We start from the raw sequence: 370 nt of genomic DNA, 5'->3' as shown, positions 1-370 counted from the left end.
GGGATGAGTGAACGCAGAAGCGGATTATGCACATGGAAATATAAAATACCTGCAGGGAAGGCCGCTTCTCCAAAAAATGCCTCCGCCTGTGAGATAATAACATCCAAATAGGTCAGCATCTGCAATGAAAGCCCAAAATACACATCCTCTATCGCCAAATCTTTGGCGCTTGATTTGTAGTCGATGATGCGCAGCAGCAGACCCTTTGAGCCATATGCGCCATCCACACGGTCAATCCGGCCTATCAGCTCCATTCTGCATCCATTGGCAAGTTCGAAGACAAGCGGCGGCAATTCGGCGCCGGGGCCAAATCCAAGCTCTAGCGCTTTGGGAGTAAATTGACTGCGTCTAGCATGTTCTCCTAGCATGA

General features: G+C 49.7%; 1 protein-coding gene. It reads right to left on the bottom strand.

Features of this window, described 5'->3' with window-relative positions:
• Positions 1-370, bottom strand: a 370-nt coding sequence (locus LKX83_RS32070; protein ID WP_227887313.1) for a PD-(D/E)XK nuclease family protein, incomplete at both ends; no start/stop codon positions are given.

This window comes from Cohnella baijiui (genome assembly GCF_020731285.1).
Taxonomy (GTDB): Bacteria; Bacillota; Bacilli; order Paenibacillales; family Paenibacillaceae; genus Cohnella.
Note: the sequence above shows the minus strand (reverse complement) of the source record. Positions and strands in the feature narration are given on the sequence as shown.